Below are 18743 nucleotides of genomic sequence, written 5' to 3' on the forward strand. Positions count from 1 at the left end.
CAGCTTCGCGCAGACCACCGATGAGTCGAGCGGAGCGCACGGGGATCTGGCTGTGCGCTTCGCTGGTCCTCGGGCTGCCCGCGCTCGTGGGGCTCGGGATCTGGGCGACGTCACCTCCGCCTGTCGTGACGACCGTGGTGCGGGCGGACGGGACCGAGGAGCGCGTCGAGTGGCGTGAGCACCCCGGGCACGCGGAGTGGAGCGCCGCCGAGACGCTGACGACCCCTCCGATCGATGAGGCGATCACCACGCAGGAGTCGATGGTGCGGGAGGTGACGGACCAGCTGGGTTCTCGGTTCGGGATGTCCTGGTCCCTGGGCCCGGATCCGACTCAGAGGGAGTCGATCACGTTCGCGACCGAGAACGGATGGGGCGGGCCCTCCATGCTCCGCGGAGTCAACCTGCCGACGTGGCAGTCGGATGCCGTGCCGGGCACCTGGACCGGCAAGCAGGAGGCGATGCGGATCATCAGCGACGTGCTGACCGCGCACGGCTGGTCCGAGCCGTACCTCGATCAGGAGCGGTGGCCGGAGGCTCCCGAGGACCTCGTCGAGATGTACGGCGGCTCGCGACCGGAGGACCAGGTGCTGGTGACGGGAGGAGCGGAGGGTCCCGGAAGCCAGTGGATGTCCTTCTCGTTCCAGGACATGTCCCGGGACGACGCCGAGGGCACGTTCGCCAAGCGGTACGAAGGGGCCGCCGACTACGGCTGGGAGCAGGACTCGATCACGATCTCCTTCGGAGCCAGCGGGCTCCTGCCCGCGGGAGAGCGCGCGGAGTTCGAACGCCGCGTGGCGCCCTTCGCCGGGCTGCCTCAACCGGACGCCCTCGAGGACTAGAACCGCAGTCCGTCCGGTGAGGGGACCGGTCACCTGTCCGGTGCGCGCGCCCGCCGCTACGGTGGCGGCATGGTCGATCCCGCGCTGCAGCTTGTCGGCCGCCGACACGTCCTCGAGCGCTTCCGATGGATCGACGGCGACGCTGACACCTGGACGATGCTGCGCGAACCGGCCGCGCTGCGTGCCGTCGTGAATGCATTGGCCGACCTGATGGCCGACCAGGAGCTCGACGTGATCGTCGGCATCGAGGCGAGGGGCTTCGTGCTCGGACCGGCGGTCGCGATCGCCCTCGGGATCGGGTTCTCCCCCATCCGCAAGCACGGTGCGAAGTTCCCCGGCGATGTGGTCCGACACCAGAGCACGCCGGACTACCGCGGACGCACCCAGGTCTTCGCAGCACGACGAGACCACTTCTCGGCAGGCCTCCGGGTCGGCTTGATCGACGACTGGATCGAGACCGGGAGCCAGGCCGTGGCAGCGCAGCACCTGATCACGACCGCCGGCGCGGAGCTGGCCGCCGTCGCGGTGATCATCGACGAGGCGGGCGAGGACGCGCGGCGCGTCCTGCCGCCCATCCGATCGATCGTGACCGCGGCCGAACTCCCCTGACGAGCCGACCCGGATCACGGTCCTGACGCGTCTCCACAGGGGTGGCTTCTCGACCGCTGCCCGAAGCTGGTCAGTGCCTAGAAGCGTGAGGCCGAGCCCCTCGTGCCCGAGTGCTTCCGGCGAAGCGAGCGCGTGAGGAGAGACCCGCCGATGAGGACGAAAGCTCCGCCCGCGACGAACCCCAGGACCCGTTGCTCCGGGTGCATGACGCCGTAGACGATGGCCACGATCCCAGCGACGAGGAAGTAGAAGTACCGGGAGCGCATGAACGATCCAGACGCATCTGCGTCCTCGGACTTGCTCATGGCACCAGCCTTGCACGCCGACTGTCGGCGAGCGAGGACAGGTACGCCCCCTGGCTCCCGACGTCCCGGCCGCGCTTGCGGATACTGGGGCGCCCGAAGACGTGTCTCGAGAGGGGACCCCTGCTGGCGTCGCTACCTCAGCGCTTCTGTCGCCGTGCGTCTTCGAGGCGCATACGTCGAGCGAGCCGTACCCACAGGATGACTTGGCCGGTGACCACGAGCACCCAACCGATGACCGGCAATGCTTTCGTCTCGGACACGAAGAACGCCGCGACGAAGCAGCCGATGGCGATGGCGCTGAGGGTGAGACCGACGACGTCGACGAGCGCGAAGTGGAGGACGCCTTTGCGGCGCGGCGACGACATGAAGTCAGCTTCGCGCTGGATGGGCTCACCTCCGCCGCCCAGCAGGGGATCCCCACCCGCACGCTGACTGCCCCTCACAGCGCCTCAGCGGTCGGAGTCTCGGCCCTCGCGCTTCGCGCGAGCTCGATGAGCCACGCCCAGACCCGCCAGTCCGAGGCCGGATGCCACCGCGCCTGCCCCCATGCCCCAGACAGGCACTTCCAAATCGCCGAGCACTCCCCTCGTGCTCACCGCGTCCGGCCCCGCAGCAATGGCGATGACGAGCCCGATGGCAGCCATGACCGACCCGAAGACGATGAGATGCACGGGAGACTTCGGCGGCGGCGATCGGAACGGGTTGACGGGATCCACGGGGCACACGCTACGGGTTCGCCGGCGGCGACCATCTTTTGTGAGTGTCCGGACCGGGATGACTTACCGGACACTCAACGCCAGCCGATGCCGGGCGGCCTCCGTGCGGCTGAGCCGCCGCCTCCGACCGTCGGTCAGCGCACGTCGGACGAGAGCCGGATGCCATGTGCGAAGAACGTCTCACCAGTGCATTCGTCGGGCTGACCGGATATGCGCTCCGGGCGGTATGCGCCACCCAGGTCGACGGGGTCGCCGAGGGCGAAGCTCCTCTCGCCGACGGTCAGGGTCCGCCCGTCCCAGCTCGCAGGGCGCGCCACAGCGAGGGGGTGCCCTCCGGCGCGGACGCACCCGTCCTCGAACGACAGCAGGCCCTCGCCCCCGAGGAGGGACGCGGCGTAGCTGCCGTCGGCGGCCCGCGTCATCTCGAAGGTCAGTAGACCGTCGTCGTAGCTCATCTCGGGTGTCGACGTCCCGGCTGGTGTGCGGGCTGCCGTACCCGCGCAGCCGGACAGAGCGAGCACGAGCACGAGCTCGCTGGCGGCAGCGGCAGGGTGCAGGTGCGTCGTCCTCATCGAGTCCTCGGGCTCAGCGGTCTCGAGTCGCGAGACGCTGCATCGTCGATCGTCGGAGCCATCCGGTGACGAGCCGTCCGATCTTCTCGTCGGCACGAGACCTGCCGACACCCACCGACGGCACCCCCAGTCGTGGGAGCCACGATCCAGCGTCCGGTAGAGGATCCCGCGCCGTACCACTCGGCTTCCGGGCACGCGATCCTCAGGCGAGCCGTGGTGCTGCCACCGGCGCTCTGACACCCTCCACACATGCACATCACCGACGACATCGAGCGCGGCACTTGGCTGGCGCACCGGATGGACGAGCTCGGGCGGTGGCGACGATGAGGTTCGCGGCACAGGTGTCGGCGCAACCGGTGACCACCGCCACATTCACGGGCTAGTCTTCGACCACGCTCCCAGACCCCGGGTACCTGCACGATCACGTTCGAAGACCCGCGATCATGACTTCCTCTCGACCACCCATGCGCGTCACGGTGGCTCTGGCATTTCATGACCCGAAGGGCGCAGCTCATGTCCCGTACGATCCACCTCCCGGTGTTCGAGCACCTCATCAACCGCGTGGCCGTCGATGCGGCGATCACGCACAACTTCAACATCGCGGGTGCGCGGCGCGGGTTGTCGCCGTTGGCGTGGCGGCTGGGGTCGATCGATGAGGGCATCCACTTCTTCGGCCATGCCGATGCGTACTCGGTCGATCTGCGCTGGGACATCGTGGAGGCGTGGCTCGTGGACCTCGGTCTCGCGGACGAGTTCGAGTACGGCGATGAGCCGATCCGCCGAGCGGGACCGGACATGATGTGGACCGGCGCGGTCGATGGAGTCACGGTGCAGCTCTCGTTCCCGGCGTCGACCAGGTTCTGAGCCGCTCCCGCGCTCCAGGTGCGTGGCGATGGCTCTCTGCCCGCTGCCGCATCCGTCCGGGCAGCCATCCCCTCCCGGACAGCTGCGCTGAGCTCAGACTCGCTGCGTGGCGGTGCTGATCGTCGGCAGGTTGATGGTGTCGCCGTCCCAGGAGAGGTCGCCGTCTTCGGCGACTTCGCAGGCCTCGAAGCATCGACGAGCACGGCAGGATCGAACCGGACGTCGCCGGCGACGAGTGGGCCACCGTGACCGGCTTCCTCGACTACCAGCGAGCCACGTTCGCCTGGAAGATCGCAGGCCTCGAAACGGACCAGCTGTGCCGGCCGCTTCCACCGTCGACCATGACCCTCGCCGGACTGATGAAGCACCTCGCGTACGTCGAGGACGACTGGTTCGGCGGCTGCCTGCTCGGTGAGCCCCGTCGGGAACCGTGGGCATCGGTGGACTGGGCAGCCACTCCCGATTGGGAGTGGGACTCCGCGATCGGGCAGGACCCGGCTGAGCTGTACGCCCTCTGGGAGGGCGCCGTGATGCGAGCGCGGTCCGTCGCCCGCACCGCCTACGAGACGGGTGGGATGGGCCAGAAGGCGGTCAGGGTGTGGCGCGATGGACGCTCACCCAGCCTGCGGTGGATCCTCACGCACCTGATCGAGGAGTACTCCCGCCACAACGGCCACGCCGATCTCCTCCGCGAGGCCGCCGACGGGCAGGTCGGCGAGTAGGCCCTGACCGACTACCCGGTGCTGAGGCGTGTCCGCTGATCGTGCCGAGAGGGCACGACACCAGCCGTCATCGTGCTGCGGGCGTCGGGGAGGATGAGGAGGAGGGGCCGGCGGGCTCGTCTCGGGGATGACGAGCCCGCCATCGGCGGGGTCTGGGCCGACTGCATCAGGCACGTGCGCTTCCCGGAACCCTCGGGGTGTCCCGGAAGCAGATCGCGACGCCACCGCGACCACGGCCCGGGTAAGCCCTGGTCCGGATGCGTCTCCTCTGCTCGACCACACCGTCGAACCGATAAACCATAAGAGCGCACACGAGATACGACCAGGGTCACGGCTGCCCTTTCAAGGCCCCGTAATGACCCTTCCACCGGTCGCTCGCGGCGGACGCGATCGCGCTCGAGTGGTGAAACCGCACGACCCTCATCTCAGCACCATGTTCAGCAGCCTCGCCGCCTCCGACGTGGTCGAGGTCCTCGACGGGCTCGTCCCCGCCGGCACCGCCCTCACCTCCGCGACCGCGGGCGGCATGGTCCTCGCCGACAGGGACGGTGAGCTCCACGTCGTCGCCTCCACCCACCGAATGGGTATCTCCGTCGACGCCGCCTTCGCCGTCCTGCGGCAGCAAGCCCGCAGCACCGACCAGCGCATCCACGACGTCGTCTCACGGGTCGTGCAGCCGCGGACCGCGTGAACCGGGAGGCGCCGAGGATCGCGCCCCGCTCTCACGGAGCAGGACCTCTCCGGCACAGCCGACGCGCCACCCGCGTTCCGTTCGCACCGGCGACGGCCAGCGGTCGAAGTCAAGGGGTGCGAACCATCTTCGTCGGCGTCCCTAGGCTCGCGTCACGCCCTCCATCACCTGATCTCGCATCCGTCATCGGATCCCGCACCCGTCTGTGACGCGTCACGACGACTCGTCGGAGATCGCGCGAGGTGCCGACTCGTGGATCACGCCCACGGGGCCGAGACCGACAAGGAGCCGCCCGTGGGCCACCTCATCTACGACTCCAGCACCCGCATGGAGCTGGAGGACCGCGCCCTCGCGCACCTCCAGGTCGTCATCACCAGCAAGCTCCGCCGCCACGAGAGCTTCACGTTCTCGTGGAGGAACCCGCCCACCGAAGGCGACGGACGCCGGACACTCTGGATCGCACCGGAGGTCCCGCTCGAGTTCGTCTTCGCCGGCAGTCGTCCCCCGGCGATCAACGAGGCGTGGTTGACGTCGCTCATGCTGGCCGCCAACAGCACGGCCGGCCTGCACCTCACCCGCGAGCCCGAGCGACGGACCTCAGACCTCGAGACCGGCTAGCACGCAGCGCTTCCGGGCCGCAGCGCCGGCATGCGTGATGGCCGATCCGGCTCGTCAGGCGTGCAGGTCCCACTCGGCGACGTCATCACACGAGTGCCTGGGTGCATCTTCCGGCTGGATGTCGGCTGGTCGTTGCCGGCGCGCGATGTCTGCGCGCACGCGTTCGACGAGCTCCGCGTTGTCCGGCTCCGGCAGAGTCGAGGTGGTCGTCTCCGCCATCAACGGCACACCGCCACCCAGGAGGAACGTCGCCACCACCTCATCACCGTCACCGCTGATCGCCCGTACGTCCAACGCCTCCCCATCCCCGTCGGATGAGAGCTGCGCGGCGTACTCGAGCAGCACATCCGCCATCTCGTCACCGACCAACAGCGTCTTCTCCGCGTACGTCACATGCTTCATGCCCAGACCGTACGAGGCACCTCGCGCGTCGCCTACGGCCTTGACTCCCCTGCCGCGCGTCGGTTAGCGGAGCCCGCCACCTCAAGACGTCGTCACAGCTCGAGCAGGGGGTAGTCGATGACCGGGGGGTGCGCTTCCCACTCCGCGAGCTCCTCCTCGGTACGGTCCTGGATCTCGAACCGCACACCCAGACGCTGCGTGACCAGCACCGACACACGGCCGTGCCCGATCGTGTCGAAGTGCACGAACGACGCGCTCCTCGCCGCAGCCTCGACGATCTCCGCCTGCAACGCGTCCACGTCCTGCGCGTCATCGAGGTAGAACGTCTGGCTGTCGATCTGCAGCCTGGTGATCTTCATGAGAGGTCTTCCGGATCGGTCGTGCGTGGTGGGATCCACGTCGACATCCGGAGTGCTGGAGGGGATATGAAAGCCATGAGGCACTGCCAACGATAGGTCGCGCCCCCGACAGGCGCGCCCCCTTGCCAACCGCAGGACTTCGTGCAGTGCCTCCACGGAGGATTACTACCCGGACACGCGACCACGCTCCAGCCGTGACCTCCGCCGCCGGCATCGTGTTCGTCGACATCGTCGACATCGACGGCACGCTGGTGCCGGCAGGTTCCCGCAGCAGCTACCTGGCCGCCCACCTCGGCGATCGGTCGGAGCCCGACGCCGCAGAGGACCGATCAGCCGATGCGCCGCCGTCGGAGACAGTAGATCCGACATCCCGCTCTTCGAGGCCGTGACCGCATCGCTCTCGCTGAACGCCGGCGCCGCCGCCCGAGCCGCAGCCACCCACTCGATCGACGCGACCGACCTCCGCGAGATCCTGCCGTGGCTCGAGAGCTGGCACAGCACGACGACGTGGGCTCGACCGACCGACACTGCCAGCTCAGCTGGTTGCGCGACCTCGGGCGCATCGATGCGGGCTCCGCGTGTCCGGTAGGGGCTCCCCATCCGGACACCCGACCAGCGCTCGCGCCGTCGCGACCGGAAGGGGCCGTGGGAGCGTTCCACGCCCGAAGGGCCCCGGCTGGCGGCGACCTCAGTGACATATGCGGACAAGCGCCCCGGACACCAGGGTCTGCACGAGTTCGTCGGCGTCGTACCGGGCGTCGCCGGCGGCTCCGATGCAGAGGTTGCCGACGCCCTTCAAGAGGCTGTACCCGTCGACGCCCCGCTCATCTCCGGCGGATCCGACTTCTGCCCGAGCAGCGTCGAGGAGCGCACCGCACACGGGCACGAGCCGGTCGACGAAGTACGCGTGGAGCGCATCGGACCCAGCGCTGTCACCGTGCAGCGCGGCAGCGAGGCCGTGCTTCGTCACCAGGAAGTCGACGAACAGGGACATCCACGTGCGCAGCGCCGCCTCCGCGGTCGCGCTCTCCTCCATGAACCGAGGGCCTGCCTCCGCACAGGCCTCCACCTGATGGCGATACACCGCCACGACCAACTCCGCTCGCGTCGGGAAGTGACGGTAGATCGTGCCCATCCCCACTTCGGCCTCAGCCGCGATCTCCCGGACGGGGGCATCCACACCGGAGCGCACGAACACCGCCGCGGCCGCATCCAGCAGCGCCTGCTGGCTCCGTCGAGGTCGCCCGGCCCGCGCGGGAGACACCCGCTCCCCCTGCGTCTCGGCCATGGATCCTCCTCGTGCGCGGGTAGCGCTTGCATTACGGAGCACTGCTCCGTAATGTTGCGGAGCGGCGCTCCGATAATCAGTATCGCAGAGCGCATCCCTATCGGAAGGCATGGCTCATGACCTCATCGACCATCGACGCATTGGACGGCATCGTCGGCGCAGGAACACCCGTGGTGTCCGTCGCCCCTGTCATCCTCTCCGCCCCCGGCCGGCCGGTGCCGCTCGAGGTGCGGGTCTCCGCACCGGCCACGGGCTCGGACCTGCCCGTCATCGTCTTCTCGCACGGCAACGGGTGGAACCTCGACGGCTACGCCCCGCTCACCGCGTTCTGGGCCTCCCGCGGCTTCGTCGTGATCCAGCCCACCCACCTCGACTCCCGCCGCAACGGCTTCGGGTTCGACGACCACCCCGTGTTCCCGACCATCTGGACCGAGCGGATCACGGACCTCACCCGCATCCTCGACCAGCTCGACACCATCGAAGCCGCCGTGCCGGGTCTCACAGGTCGGGTCGACCGCAGCCGCATCGCTGCGACCGGTCACTCCTGGGGCGGGCAGACCGCGCAGGCGCTCCTGGGCGCACGGATCCTCGACGAGGACGGCCACGTCGGGGAGGACATGTCCGACGGTCGCGTCACCGCGGGCATCCTGTTCGCCGCGACCGGCCTCGGCGGTGACGACCTCCACCCGTTCGCACAGGCCAACTTCCCGTTCATGCGACCCTCCTTCGCAGAGCTGACGACGCCGACCCTCGTCATCGCCGGCGACCACGACCAGTCCAAGATGTCCAGCCGCGGCCCCGACTGGTTCACCGACGCCTACACGCACAGCCCCGGCGCCACCGACCTCGTCACCCTCTACGACGCCGAGCACGCCCTCGGCGGGATCGTCGGCTACGAGGTCGCCGAGACCACGGACGAGGACCCCGAACGCGTCGCCGTCATCCAGCGCCTGAGCACCGCCTACCTCCGGACCGCTCTCCACATCGACGAGGCCGCCTGGGCTGCCGCTCGGGCCGCTTTCCACGACGGCGGCGGCGACATCGGTCGAGCCGACGCGAAGTGACACCGAGGCCCGTCACTACCGAGCGCGACAGGGATGGCAGTGACGGGCCCGCGGCAGCCGGGGGCGGGTCTCATCACGGGATCCGCCCCCGGACGCTCCCACGACTCGCGAGAGGTCGCCGGCTCCTGGATCGGCATCGGATGCGCGCATGCAAGTCTCCGAGATCGCGCCCGCTGCTTCAATGCAGGCTAGGCAGGCGTCACACTGATCGCATGCCGACCCGCAGGGAGACCGCGAGGAGCCATCGCCCCGCTGCGCATCTCCCCGTGCGGGTGCGAGCTCGGCCCCACCGCTTCCTGGCCACGATCACGGCGCTGGTGGCGTGCGCGGCGCTGCTCGCGTCCTGCACCGGCGCCCGCCCCGCCGTGATCGGCGAGGTCTACACGAACGCCGGTCCCGGGACCCTCGGCCTGGACGGCACCCATGACACGACGCCGACACTGGGATGGGTCGAGCCGGGCGTGCAGTTCTACGTGACGACCTACGGCTCCTCGTCGTGCCCCTATGCACCGACTTCGCTGCACGCGGACGTTGGCGCACTCGAGATCGAGATGACCGCCACCGGAGGCGAGGCATGCACCACGGACCTCGGACCCAAGAGCTACGCCCTCGACCTGCCCCCTCGACTCCGCACCGCGGATGCGATCAGCGTCACCCTCCAGTTCGAGAGTGCACCGGCGCAGCACCTCACGCTGGAGCGCGTCCGGTAGGGGATCCCCTACCGGACGCCAATGTGCCACGAGCGCAGCCGCCTATTCGACGCGCGTCCGGACGGTGTCGCGGTCGGTGGCCATCGTCCAGAACCGGTCGGCGATGGCGTGCGGGTCGATTCCGGTCCCGGGGGCGCTGGCTGGGGTGCGGACAGCGCTGCCGATGATGACCTCACCGACATAGACACCGTCGGGTCGCAGCCGTTCGGCGAGGATGCCGACGAGCTTGGACTTGGCGGCCGCCTCGAGAGAGGTGCCGTCGATGTCGTACGTGGCGGCCGCCTGCTCGGCCGCGGTGGTCTGGTCGCCCAGTCCGCCGTTCGCGACGAGGACCGCTGCGCCGGGGTGGGCCTTGAGGTCGTCGAGCGTGGTCTGGACCGTGGCGAGGAGACCGTCGATGCCGACCGCGAAGACGCGGCTGATCTCGTCGGGTCGGGTGGCGAGGACGTTGGTGACGCCCGCCGCGCGAGGTGCGGTCCAGAGGACGGCGCCGATCGGTCCCTGTGCTTCGCGGACCGCACCGATCGTCTCCGTGATCTGTGCCTGATCGCCGGCGTCCGCGACGTAGGCGCGAGCGTCCACTCCGAGCTCCTGGAGTCGGGAGGCACCGGCCTCGACGCGGTCGCGGGTCCGCCCGATGAGGGCGAGTGCGTAGCCCTCCCGCGCGAACCGCTCTGCGGTGGCGTGGGAGACGCCGGGATCGTACCCGACGACGAGGAGAAGAGACATGTGGGGACCTTTCAGTAGGAGAAGTGGAAGTGGGTGGGGAAGTCGATGATGGAGCTCAGTCCGAGCCGATGAGCCATGCCGGCATGACGGAGAGGAGCCGGTCGACGATGACGCCCTGCGGGACGGTGTCGTCCCCCTCGCGGATCCACTTCGTCAGGATCGCGACGGCACCTCCGGCGATGAACGTGGCGAGGTCGTCGATGCTCGCTCCTGCTGGCACGGCATCACGTCGGGCCTCGATCGCGTCATGGATGCCGTCGGCGTAGGCCTGGGTGACCGTCTCGTGCGCGCGCGAGCTGACCGGCCAATCCAGTGAGGAGCGGATGAAAGCGCGTCGGGCACTGATGAAGGCGACGAGCTGCTCCTGCGCGTGACGTGCTACCTGCGCGGGGTGAGCCGGGTCGGTGGTCGAGTACGTCGCAGCAATGCCGTGGTAGGTGTCCGAGAGCATCGCGACGAGAAGGTCATCGAGACCAGAGAAGTGGGCGTAGAAGCCGCTGCGACTCACGCCAGAGGCGCGGAGGATCGCGTTGACCGAGACCTCCTGGCCCGGTTCACCTGTCAGGTCCGCGACCGCCGCGTAGATCGCAGCTCGGGTGCGAGCCGGGCGGGGATCGGCGGCTCGCGGCTGCGTACTGCTTTGCATAAGGCGATTCTACTCTTTTTCGCACACCTGTTCGCGAAAGGCGGCTTGCACGGCGAGAGGTCGCGACTCCCTCCTGACACGCCACGAGACCGGCGTGGCGGCCGGGACCACGACTCGAAGGGAGGCGGGCACTGCAACATCGAGCGACGCTGGTCACGCGGTCCGCTTACCGCTGAGGTAGTCCGGTGAAAGATCCGTGAGCGGGCGAGTCAGCGCTGGGGGCAGCCCGCCTCGAGCACGGCTCAATCCTCATCGACCCACATCCTTGAGCACTGACGCTCCTGCGCCGGGCTGCTCATCACAGAGGCCGACGTCAGATGGTCCTGCGAATGCACGTGGCCACGACCTGCGGGCGATGTCGCCGCCTCGACGCTCAAAGAGGCTGGGCTCATGTCCAGGACAAGCGCTCCTGACCCAGTGTCGCCCGCCGGGCGCCGCGCCGATCCGAGGAGCACATCGTGAAGAACATCCGCACCGCCGTCATCGGCTCCGCCCTCGCCCTCGCAGCAGGGCTGGCGCCCATGACGTCCGCCGCCGCCTCCACCGTCGACGATAAGCCCACCGCTGTCGATGCGCCGCTCATCACCCAGGACGCAGCCGGGTACCAGGGCACGTGGACGATCCAGGGAGGCGCCCTGGAGGAGTCCTTCCAGAAGGACGGCGTCATCATCTCCACCGGGAGCACGAGCCTGCGCGCCGGACTGGCCGCCGACGGCATCGTGTCCTTCGGCTACGTGGCCGGTTTCGGGGATCGCGACTCCGGCGAGGACTACGCCCAGCTCAGCGGTCAGGCCGGTGCCGACATCACGGCTGTCCGCGTGATCAGCGCTTCCGGCGTCACGACCGAGGCGGACCTGGCCGACGGCGTCTGGGGCGCCGTCTGGCTCGCGGGGGACGACGCCGACGAGTACGGCGCGGCGACGCTCGAGATCGACACGTCCACGGGGACCACGACGGTGTCCACCGACGCGGTCGACGTGATCGCGGCGGACCAGCGCGCCGCCGAGATCGGCTGATCCCCGAGGCTGGCCCGCAGCCGCTCTTCCCGCGGCGCCCCGTGCCTCCGCGGGAAGCGCGGCCGGCCCGCGCGCTAGGGAAACGAGAGGTCATCCCGTACGCCTCAGGTGCACGTGCGTGTCCGGTGGGGGACCGCTCACCGGACGTCGCGACGGCTGCCGGCCCGCCTCTCGCCCTCCGTGGCCGTGTGTCTCAATTGACCAGTCCGGTGAAGTGACCGGTGAGGGGGGCCGGACGAGACACCCTCTGTGGCCTTTCAGCTGCTGTTCGCGGCCGTCGCTTGAGCTCCATTCATGTCTCGAGCTCAGCGATGAAGGGTCGCCCTCGATACGACCATGTCGCGCGCGGCCTGCGCGCCCGGCTCTCCGGCAACGAGGAGCCGGGCGTCGTTCGTGACCCGGCTGTCGGTGAAGGCCTGGCGCCGACCACCCAGGGCCCTGCCCGCCGCACGCCGCTTCGACACGCACCTGGTCGAGCACCTGCTCGGAGCTCCGGACGCATTCCCCCCCCCCGGGAGGGACGACGTGTCTCGGAGCACGATGATCCGCGCTTCCCCTACGCCGCACTCTGCATGCATGATTCAGGGATCGGGCTGCGCACGGCGAGGGGAAGGCCGGCCACATGGACGCGATGGACGAGGGGCGATCTGAGGACGCCCTGCGTCGTCGTCTCCGCGATGACCCCGCTGCTGCAGCCCGTCTCGACGAGCTCCGCCGCGCTGCCTTCAGCCGTGACGGTGATGAGGCCGTGCTGGTCGACGTGCCGCAGGAGCTGCAGCTCGCTGCCGGTGGCGAGCCGGGCCGCCTCCCGGCGCCGATGGTCCGCTTGCTCACGGAGGAGGCCCGCCTCCGGCGGGAAGGCCAGGCGCTGCTCGCCCTCGAGCGCTCGCACCTGCGCGCCGCTGCCGCATCCGCATCCGCATCCGCCCCACCGGACGAGGTCGACACCGTCGAGGCGGAGGGGCACCGGTCGGCGCCTCCCGCCTCTCCTGGACCGACCTCGCGTCCGGAGCGCTCCGGGGCGGCGCTCGTGCCGTGGTACCGCCGGCTGCTCCGACCCGTCCCGCTCGCCGCAGTGGCGGCCGGGATGCTGGCCGTCGGCGCGCTCGGCGCGCTCTCCTCGACCGGGGTCCTCATGCAGGACGACAGCTGGCGGCTGCAGGCCCCCACCGCCTCTCCACGAGCAGCATCCACGAGCAGCCCCGAGGTGCCGGCGGACCCGCCACCTCCGTTCACGGCGCTTCCCCCGGTCGACGAGCCGCTGGCCGCAGAGGAGACGGCGAAGGCGCTGGAGGCATCCGCCGCTGCCAACTGGGAGATGGCGAAGTCGACCGTGCCGGGCGCCGTGCGGCCGGACGTGTCCGTGGAGCGCATCGTGTCAGCGGACGAGTGGGGAGAGCAGCAGGTCGCATGCCTGGCCGAAGCGGGGATCGCGGCGACCAGCTCCCGCGACGGCTTCTCCTACACGGGCGGCGATCCCGTCGCGGCGTATGCGTGCACCGTCCGCTTCCCCACGCGACCGGAGCCCCCGGCCTCCGACGCGATGCTCGCGTACGTCCACGACTACTACGTCAGCTACCTCATCCCCTGCTACGCCTCCGAAGGCGAGCCGTACGAGGGAGAGGTACCCGACACGGCTGCCTTCGTGGCCGGAGTCCGGTCCGGCGAGTACTGGAGCCCCCTACCCGCGCAGCTGGAACCGATCCTGCAATCCCGGTGCCCCGAGGTCCCGCCGGCGATGCGCTGATCGGCACGCTTCGATCGGCTGCTCGAAGGCCTCTCGCTGTGTGATCCGCCGACGACCATCCTCGGACCGAGAGCCGCGGGACGGCCTGGACCGGCCCGTGAGACGTCTCGCGGGACCGCGGCTACAGCTCCGGGTGGTCGTCCTCGAGCAGGTGGAAGCGTCGGTCGCGGTAGACGAGCGGCGGGGCCTGCTCGCCGAGGATCACGTCGAGGACCTCGGCGACGACGAGCACCGATCCGCCGACCGGCACGGTCTGGATCGTGCGGCAGCGGAGGGCGGCACGCGCGTCCGCGAGCAGCGGCTCGCCGGTCGGCAGCTCCTGGAAGCCCTGCTCCGCGGTGAAGCGCGGCGACCCTGAGACGGCGAACGCCCGCGCGAGCGCCGCGTGGCGACCGGCGAGCAGGTGCACGAGGTAGGTGTCGGCCTCGAGGATCGCGCCGGCGGATCCCGTCGCGCGCGTCACCGAGAACGAGAGCGCGGGAGGGTCCACCGAGAGCGAGGCGACGCTGGAGGCGGTGAGCCCCGACGGCCCCTCCGCGGTGCGCGCGGTGATGAGCGCGACGCCTGCCGGGTGCCCGCGGAACGCGGCCTTGAAGAGGTCCGGGTCGGCGCTCACGCGGCGGGGCCCTGGGGCGGGAGCACGGCGATCACCGGGTGGTCCTTGGCGATGACGCCCACCTTCGTCGCGCCGCCGGGCGACCCGAGGTCGGCGAAGAACTCGACGTTCGCGGTGTAGTAGTCCGACCACTTCTCGGGCAGGTCGTCCTCGTAGTAGATGGCCTCGACGGGGCACACGGGCTCGCAGGCGCCGCAGTCGACGCACTCGTCGGGGTGGATGTAGAGGGAGCGCTCGCCCTCGTAGATGCAGTCCACCGGGCACTCGTCGATGCAGGCGCGGTCCTTCACGTCGACGCACGGGAGGGCGATCACGTAGGTCACAGGGCGTCCTCACGGGTGGGGGCCGACGCGGCGGCGGGGGTGGTGATGGGCATGGTCTCCAAGTTAGAACCTCACGTACCCTTGAGGTCAATCGAGGGGAGACGTCGTGGCGGATGCGCAGGCTGGGCCGCGGCACGCGCCCGGGGAGCTGCTCACGGTGGGCGAGATGACCACGCGCACGGGCGTCGCCGCGTCCGCGCTCCGCTTCTACGAGGAGCTCGGGCTCATCGCCGCCGAGCGCACCGCCGGCAACCAGCGCCGGTACGCGCGGCACATGCTGCGGCGGGTGTCGCTGATCACGGTGGCCAAGCGCCTCGGGATCCCGCTCGCCGACGTCCAGGCCACCTTCGACGACGTGCCGCTCGACCGCCCGCCGAGCCACGCCGACTGGCAGCGCGCGTCCCGCCGCTGGAAGCGCCTGCTCGAGGAGCGGCGCCAGGGCATCGAGCGGCTGGAGCGCGAGCTCACGGGGTGCATCGGCTGCGGCTGCCTCTCGATGAAGGCATGCGGCCTGCTCAACCCGGACGACGCGCTGGGCGACCGCGGCGCGGGGCCGCGTCGCGTCCAGCTCGACTGACCGGGCCGGCTCCGCCGACCGGGGTCAGCGACGCTTCCGCCGCACCACGAACAGCAGCGTCACGGCGGCGATGGGCCAGGCGCCGACGATCAGCGGATCGAGCCACATGTGCTTCATGTCGGTGCGCCCGCGCCCGAACCGCGACGAGATGGGGTGGTGGCGCGGCTCGCTCAGCACGCCGGTCTCGGTGAACGGGTCGTCCGGCTTGCCGCTCACGAGGGATCCGAGGTGCGCGCCCGCCGCGTCGACCCGGTCCCCGAGCATCAGCAGCAGCCAGTGCACGGAGCGGCCCTCGCTGAAGGTGGCGTAGGCGTAGCGCTTGATCGCACCCGAGACGCCGTGCAGCGGCGCGACGGTGCCGAACACGGGCGGCAGCTCGGTGTGCTCGATGGAGCGCTCGCGGGGAGAGAGCTCCTCCTGGCGCTCCGGCATGTCCCAGTGCGCGCCGGACACGAGGTCGGTGCGCTCGCGCGGGAACGCGGGGCGGTCGGCGTGGTCGAGGTCGGCGCCCCAGCCCGGGATGCGGGCCCGGAGGGCGTCGGCGTCGATGGGGCGGTGGTGGTCGCTCGCGCGGTACGGCATGGTCGGCTCCTAGTCCTCGTCGAACGTGATGACGGTCTTGACGCAGTCGTCGAGCTTCGCGGAGAACGTGTGGTACCCCTCCGCGATGTGCTCGAGCGGGATCCGATGCGTGATGATGTCCCGCGGCGCGAAGTGCCCCGCCCGGATGTGCTCCATGAGCCGCGGCCACTGCCGCTTCACCGGCGCCTGGTTCATGCGCATCGTGATGCCCTTGTTCACGGCGTCGCCGAACTTGATCGCAGCGGGCACGGGCCCGTAGGCGCCCATGACGCTCACGGTGCCGCCCTTGCGCACGCCGTCGATGGCCCAGTTCAGCGCGACGGGCGATCCGCCCTGCAGCTTGATCTTGGTGCCCGTGATCTGGTGCAGCGCGTGCCCGTCGGCCTCCGCGCCCACCGCGTCGATGACCACGTCCGCGCCGAGACCGCCGGTGCGGTGCTTGAGCTCCAGCACGGTGTCCTTCACGGCGGAGAAGTCGAGCGTCTCCGCGTGCGCGAACGACTCGGCCATGCGGAGGCGGTAGTCGAGCTGGTCGACGACGATCACGCGGCCGGCGCCCATGAACCACGCCGAGCGCGCGGCGTACAGGCCGACGGGTCCCGCACCGAGCACGGCCACGGTGTCGCCCTCGACGATGTCTCCGAGCTGCGCGCCGAAGTAGCCCGTGGAGAGCGCGTCCGTCATGAGGAGCGCGTCCTCGTCGTGGATGTCCTCGGGGATCACCATGGGCCCGACGTCCGCGAACGGCACGCGCACGTACTCGGCCTGGCCGCCGTCGTAGCCGCCCGTGGTGTGCGAGTAGCCGTAGATGCCGCCGACCGCCGTGGCGTTCGGGTTCACGTTGTGGCAGTTCGAGTAGAGGCCGCGGGCGCAGAAGAAGCAGGACCCGCAGTAGATGTTGAACGGCACCATCACGCGGTCGCCCACGGACAGGTTCTCGACCGACGAGCCGACCTCGTGCACGACGCCGATGAACTCGTGGCCGAACGTGGTGCCGACCCGCGTGTCCGGCAGGAGGCCGTGGTACAGGTGCAGGTCGGATCCGCAGATCGCCGCCCGGGTGACGCGGATGATCGCGTCGTTCGGGTGCTCGATGCGGGGGATGTCCTTCTCCTCCACACGGATCCTGTAGGGCCCTCGGTAGACCATCGCTCGCATGTCGCTCCCCTCGTCCGGTGCCTCCAGCACACTCCTCACGAGGCGGAGCGCCTACCCCTTGACAGGCGCGGTGCCGCGGATCAGCCCCGGTCGAAGCGCATGCCGCAGGCGCGCGCGTCGGCGTCCGCCGCCACCGTCCCCGTACGGGCGAAGTCGGCCCACACCCGCCGCACGGCGCGTCCGCGCTCCGCCACCTCCGGCCACGCCGCCGGGCCGACGAGGTCCACGGCCGTCCACGCGGCGCGCGTGCCGAGGATCAGCGGCACGTCCGCGGTGTGCCCCGCGCCGATGGGACTCGACGCGGGCGCCGCCCGGAGGACGTAGCGCACGGCCCGGCCGCCCGCCGCGCGGTGCCGAGCGGCGAACGCCCGGACGGGCCGCGCGTAGACGAGGCGGGTGGTGGGCCGGACGACGGCGCGCATGAGCGCGCGCCGGAGCGCCGGTCCGACGACCGGCACCCGGAGCAGCGGCGCGACCACCGGCAGCGCGGGCAGGTACATCGCGGTCTCGTCGCGGGTCGTGCCGATGAGGAGGTCCACCTCGGGGGCGACCGCGCGCCAGGCGGCGTCCCGGGCGGCCTCGGCGGGCAGCGGCGCGTGGCCGTAGCGCGGTCCCCACGGCAGGCCCGCGCGGATCCCCGACGCCCACGACGCGCGCTCGGCCCGCGCCTGCCGCCGCATCACCTCGTCGAGCGGCGCGTCGGGGGCCAGCGACCGGGTCGCGCGCGCCATCGCCCGGAACATGCGCTCCCGCCCGCCCGTGATCCCGATGGGCGGGCTCTGCACGATCGCCCGGCGGAAGAGGCCCCGGGCGCCGTCGCTGATCATGAGGTGCAGGATCGCGTCGCCGCCCGCCGACTGGCCCATCGAGGTGACCTCGTCGGGGCGGCCGCCGAACGCGGCGACGGAGTCGCGGATCCAGCGCAGCGCCTCCACCTGGTCGAGCAGCCCGAGGTTCGCGGGCGGCCCGTCGTGCGGCCGTCGCCCGCCGCCGCCTCCGCCGAAGCCGAGGAGCCCGAGCCGCGCGGTGACCGCGACCACGATCACCCGCTGCTCGACGACGAGGTCGCGCGGGTCGTGGATGGCGAGGTCGCCCGCGCCCGTCGTGTACCCGCCGCCGTGGAACCAGACGATGACGGGCAGCGTCTCGCCGGGTGCCATGTCGGCCGGGCGCGTGATCGAGAGGCGCTGGCAGTCCTCCGACCGCTCGACGCCGTCGAGGGCGCCGCGCATCAGGGTGTCGAGGATCCGCGACGACGGCTGCGGGCACGCCGGCGCGGGACGCACGGCCGAGACCACGACGGCCTCGCCGTCGGATCCGCGCACGGGCTCGGCCGCGACCGGAGGCTCGCCCCGGGCGGCGGTCGCGTAGCGGATGCCCAGGTACCGCTCGACGTCGCCGTCGCGGATCCCCGTCACCGGGCCGGATCGCGTCGGGACCGGGCCGGGGACGGTGGGGTCGGGCATCCCCCCACGCTATCCGCCGGGCACCGCCCCGCCCGCGCCGGTCGAGGAGGGCTTCCCGGCGGGCGTAGCGTCGAGGGGTACCGCATCCGAAGAGGGCGCGGCCGGATCGACCCGATCCCTCCCC

At 70.8% G+C, this 18743-nt stretch carries 26 protein-coding genes; 12 read left to right on the top strand and 14 right to left on the bottom strand.

Annotated features, from left to right (window positions below):
- Positions 1-20: 20 nt before the first annotated feature.
- Positions 21-839, top strand: a complete 819-nt coding sequence (locus QFZ62_RS07420; RefSeq protein ID WP_307503681.1) for a hypothetical protein — start codon at positions 21-23, stop codon at positions 837-839.
- A 69-nt stretch (positions 840-908) separates the two neighbouring features.
- Complete coding sequence (locus tag QFZ62_RS07425; RefSeq protein ID WP_307503684.1) at positions 909-1448, top strand: phosphoribosyltransferase family protein; 540 nt, start codon at positions 909-911, stop codon at positions 1446-1448.
- A 77-nt stretch (positions 1449-1525) separates the two neighbouring features.
- Here QFZ62_RS07425 and QFZ62_RS07430 read toward each other — a convergent pair whose 3' ends face one another.
- The 4 genes from QFZ62_RS07430 to QFZ62_RS07445 form a co-directional block, all read right to left on the bottom strand.
- Positions 1526-1753, bottom strand: coding sequence for a hypothetical protein (locus QFZ62_RS07430; RefSeq protein ID WP_307503687.1), 228 nt, complete (start codon positions 1751-1753; stop codon positions 1526-1528).
- Between the two features lie 137 nt (positions 1754-1890).
- Complete coding sequence (locus QFZ62_RS07435) at positions 1891-2118, bottom strand: hypothetical protein (RefSeq protein ID WP_307503690.1); 228 nt, start codon at positions 2116-2118, stop codon at positions 1891-1893.
- Between the two features lie 84 nt (positions 2119-2202).
- A complete protein-coding gene (locus tag QFZ62_RS07440; RefSeq protein WP_307503693.1) occupies positions 2203-2469 on the bottom strand; it encodes a hypothetical protein in 267 nt (88 codons plus the stop codon).
- A 134-nt stretch (positions 2470-2603) separates the two neighbouring features.
- Positions 2604-2924: a hypothetical protein gene (locus tag QFZ62_RS07445; protein ID WP_307503694.1), complete on the bottom strand. Its 321-nt coding sequence runs from the start codon at positions 2922-2924 to the stop codon at positions 2604-2606.
- A gap of 654 nt (positions 2925-3578) precedes the next feature.
- Here QFZ62_RS07445 and QFZ62_RS07450 point away from each other — a divergent pair.
- The 4 genes from QFZ62_RS07450 (at position 3579) to QFZ62_RS07465 (ending at position 5936) form a co-directional block, all read left to right on the top strand.
- The gene (locus tag QFZ62_RS07450; RefSeq protein WP_307503697.1) at positions 3579-3905 is read left to right on the top strand and encodes a hypothetical protein; all 327 of its coding nucleotides are present in this window, start codon (positions 3579-3581) and stop codon (positions 3903-3905) included.
- A gap of 245 nt (positions 3906-4150) precedes the next feature.
- Positions 4151-4627, top strand: a complete 477-nt coding sequence (locus QFZ62_RS07455; protein ID WP_307503700.1) for a DinB family protein — start codon at positions 4151-4153, stop codon at positions 4625-4627.
- Between the two features lie 433 nt (positions 4628-5060).
- Positions 5061-5318 carry an ANTAR domain-containing protein gene (locus QFZ62_RS07460; protein WP_307503703.1) on the top strand — a complete coding sequence of 86 codons (258 nt, stop codon included), beginning with the start codon at positions 5061-5063 and terminating at the stop codon, positions 5316-5318.
- A 252-nt stretch (positions 5319-5570) separates the two neighbouring features.
- A complete protein-coding gene (locus QFZ62_RS07465) occupies positions 5571-5936 on the top strand; it encodes an ATP-dependent DNA ligase (protein WP_307503705.1) in 366 nt (121 codons plus the stop codon).
- A 54-nt stretch (positions 5937-5990) separates the two neighbouring features.
- On the opposite strand, the gene QFZ62_RS07470 is transcribed toward QFZ62_RS07465, so the two are convergent.
- Together QFZ62_RS07470 and QFZ62_RS07475 are read right to left on the bottom strand one after the other, a co-directional pair.
- Positions 5991-6338, bottom strand: coding sequence for a hypothetical protein (locus tag QFZ62_RS07470; RefSeq protein ID WP_307503708.1), 348 nt, complete (start codon positions 6336-6338; stop codon positions 5991-5993).
- Between the two features lie 92 nt (positions 6339-6430).
- Positions 6431-6697, bottom strand: a complete 267-nt coding sequence (locus QFZ62_RS07475; RefSeq protein WP_307503710.1) for a hypothetical protein — start codon at positions 6695-6697, stop codon at positions 6431-6433.
- Positions 6698-6891: 194 nt separating this feature from the next.
- Between QFZ62_RS07475 and QFZ62_RS07480 the strand changes: the two genes are divergently transcribed.
- Positions 6892-7086 carry a hypothetical protein gene (locus QFZ62_RS07480; RefSeq protein WP_307503714.1) on the top strand — a complete coding sequence of 65 codons (195 nt, stop codon included), beginning with the start codon at positions 6892-6894 and terminating at the stop codon, positions 7084-7086.
- A gap of 299 nt (positions 7087-7385) precedes the next feature.
- Here QFZ62_RS07480 and QFZ62_RS07485 read toward each other — a convergent pair whose 3' ends face one another.
- Positions 7386-7985: a TetR/AcrR family transcriptional regulator gene (locus QFZ62_RS07485; RefSeq protein ID WP_307503716.1), complete on the bottom strand. Its 600-nt coding sequence runs from the start codon at positions 7983-7985 to the stop codon at positions 7386-7388.
- Positions 7986-8101: 116 nt separating this feature from the next.
- On the opposite strand from QFZ62_RS07485, the gene QFZ62_RS07490 reads away from it, so the two are divergent.
- Positions 8102-9049 carry an alpha/beta fold hydrolase gene (locus QFZ62_RS07490; RefSeq protein ID WP_307503719.1) on the top strand — a complete coding sequence of 316 codons (948 nt, stop codon included), beginning with the start codon at positions 8102-8104 and terminating at the stop codon, positions 9047-9049.
- Positions 9050-9321: 272 nt separating this feature from the next.
- The gene (locus QFZ62_RS07495; protein ID WP_307503722.1) at positions 9322-9759 is read left to right on the top strand and encodes a hypothetical protein; all 438 of its coding nucleotides are present in this window, start codon (positions 9322-9324) and stop codon (positions 9757-9759) included.
- A gap of 42 nt (positions 9760-9801) precedes the next feature.
- Here the strand turns inward: QFZ62_RS07495 and QFZ62_RS07500 are convergent, their stop codons facing one another.
- Both QFZ62_RS07500 and QFZ62_RS07505 read right to left on the bottom strand, forming a co-directional pair.
- The gene (locus tag QFZ62_RS07500; RefSeq protein ID WP_307503726.1) at positions 9802-10488 is read right to left on the bottom strand and encodes an SDR family NAD(P)-dependent oxidoreductase; all 687 of its coding nucleotides are present in this window, start codon (positions 10486-10488) and stop codon (positions 9802-9804) included.
- Between the two features lie 55 nt (positions 10489-10543).
- Entirely contained in the window at positions 10544-11134 is a 591-nt protein-coding gene (locus tag QFZ62_RS07505; protein WP_307503728.1) for a TetR/AcrR family transcriptional regulator, read from the bottom strand.
- A 458-nt stretch (positions 11135-11592) separates the two neighbouring features.
- Here QFZ62_RS07505 and QFZ62_RS07510 point away from each other — a divergent pair, with 458 nt between their 5' ends.
- A complete protein-coding gene (locus tag QFZ62_RS07510) occupies positions 11593-12150 on the top strand; it encodes a hypothetical protein (protein WP_307503731.1) in 558 nt (185 codons plus the stop codon).
- A 622-nt stretch (positions 12151-12772) separates the two neighbouring features.
- Complete coding sequence (locus QFZ62_RS07515; protein ID WP_307503736.1) at positions 12773-13897, top strand: hypothetical protein; 1125 nt, start codon at positions 12773-12775, stop codon at positions 13895-13897.
- A 121-nt stretch (positions 13898-14018) separates the two neighbouring features.
- Here QFZ62_RS07515 and QFZ62_RS07520 read toward each other — a convergent pair whose 3' ends face one another.
- Positions 14019-14513 (bottom strand): flavin reductase family protein, encoded by a 495-nt coding sequence (locus QFZ62_RS07520; protein WP_307503738.1) that lies wholly within the window; start codon positions 14511-14513, stop codon positions 14019-14021.
- Positions 14510-14836, bottom strand: a complete 327-nt coding sequence (gene fdxA, locus QFZ62_RS07525; RefSeq protein WP_307503741.1) for a ferredoxin — start codon at positions 14834-14836, stop codon at positions 14510-14512. Before fdxA ends, QFZ62_RS07520 begins: the two co-directional genes overlap by 4 nt.
- Before the next feature lie 106 nt (positions 14837-14942).
- Here fdxA and soxR point away from each other — a divergent pair, with 106 nt between their 5' ends.
- Positions 14943-15413: a redox-sensitive transcriptional activator SoxR gene (gene soxR, locus QFZ62_RS07530; protein ID WP_307503744.1), complete on the top strand. Its 471-nt coding sequence runs from the start codon at positions 14943-14945 to the stop codon at positions 15411-15413.
- A gap of 24 nt (positions 15414-15437) precedes the next feature.
- Here soxR and QFZ62_RS07535 read toward each other — a convergent pair whose 3' ends face one another.
- The 3 genes from QFZ62_RS07535 to QFZ62_RS07545 all read right to left on the bottom strand — a co-directional run bounded on the left by QFZ62_RS07535 (position 15438) and on the right by QFZ62_RS07545 (position 18619).
- Complete coding sequence (locus QFZ62_RS07535; protein WP_307503747.1) at positions 15438-15995, bottom strand: hypothetical protein; 558 nt, start codon at positions 15993-15995, stop codon at positions 15438-15440.
- Between the two features lie 9 nt (positions 15996-16004).
- A complete protein-coding gene (locus tag QFZ62_RS07540; RefSeq protein ID WP_307503750.1) occupies positions 16005-17153 on the bottom strand; it encodes a zinc-dependent alcohol dehydrogenase in 1149 nt (382 codons plus the stop codon).
- 80 nt (positions 17154-17233) lie between these two features.
- The gene (locus tag QFZ62_RS07545) at positions 17234-18619 is read right to left on the bottom strand and encodes a carboxylesterase family protein (protein WP_307503753.1); all 1386 of its coding nucleotides are present in this window, start codon (positions 18617-18619) and stop codon (positions 17234-17236) included.
- Between the last annotated feature and the right edge of the window lie 124 nt (positions 18620-18743).

The organism is Clavibacter sp. B3I6 (assembly GCF_030816895.1).
Taxonomy (GTDB): Bacteria; Actinomycetota; Actinomycetes; order Actinomycetales; family Microbacteriaceae; genus Clavibacter.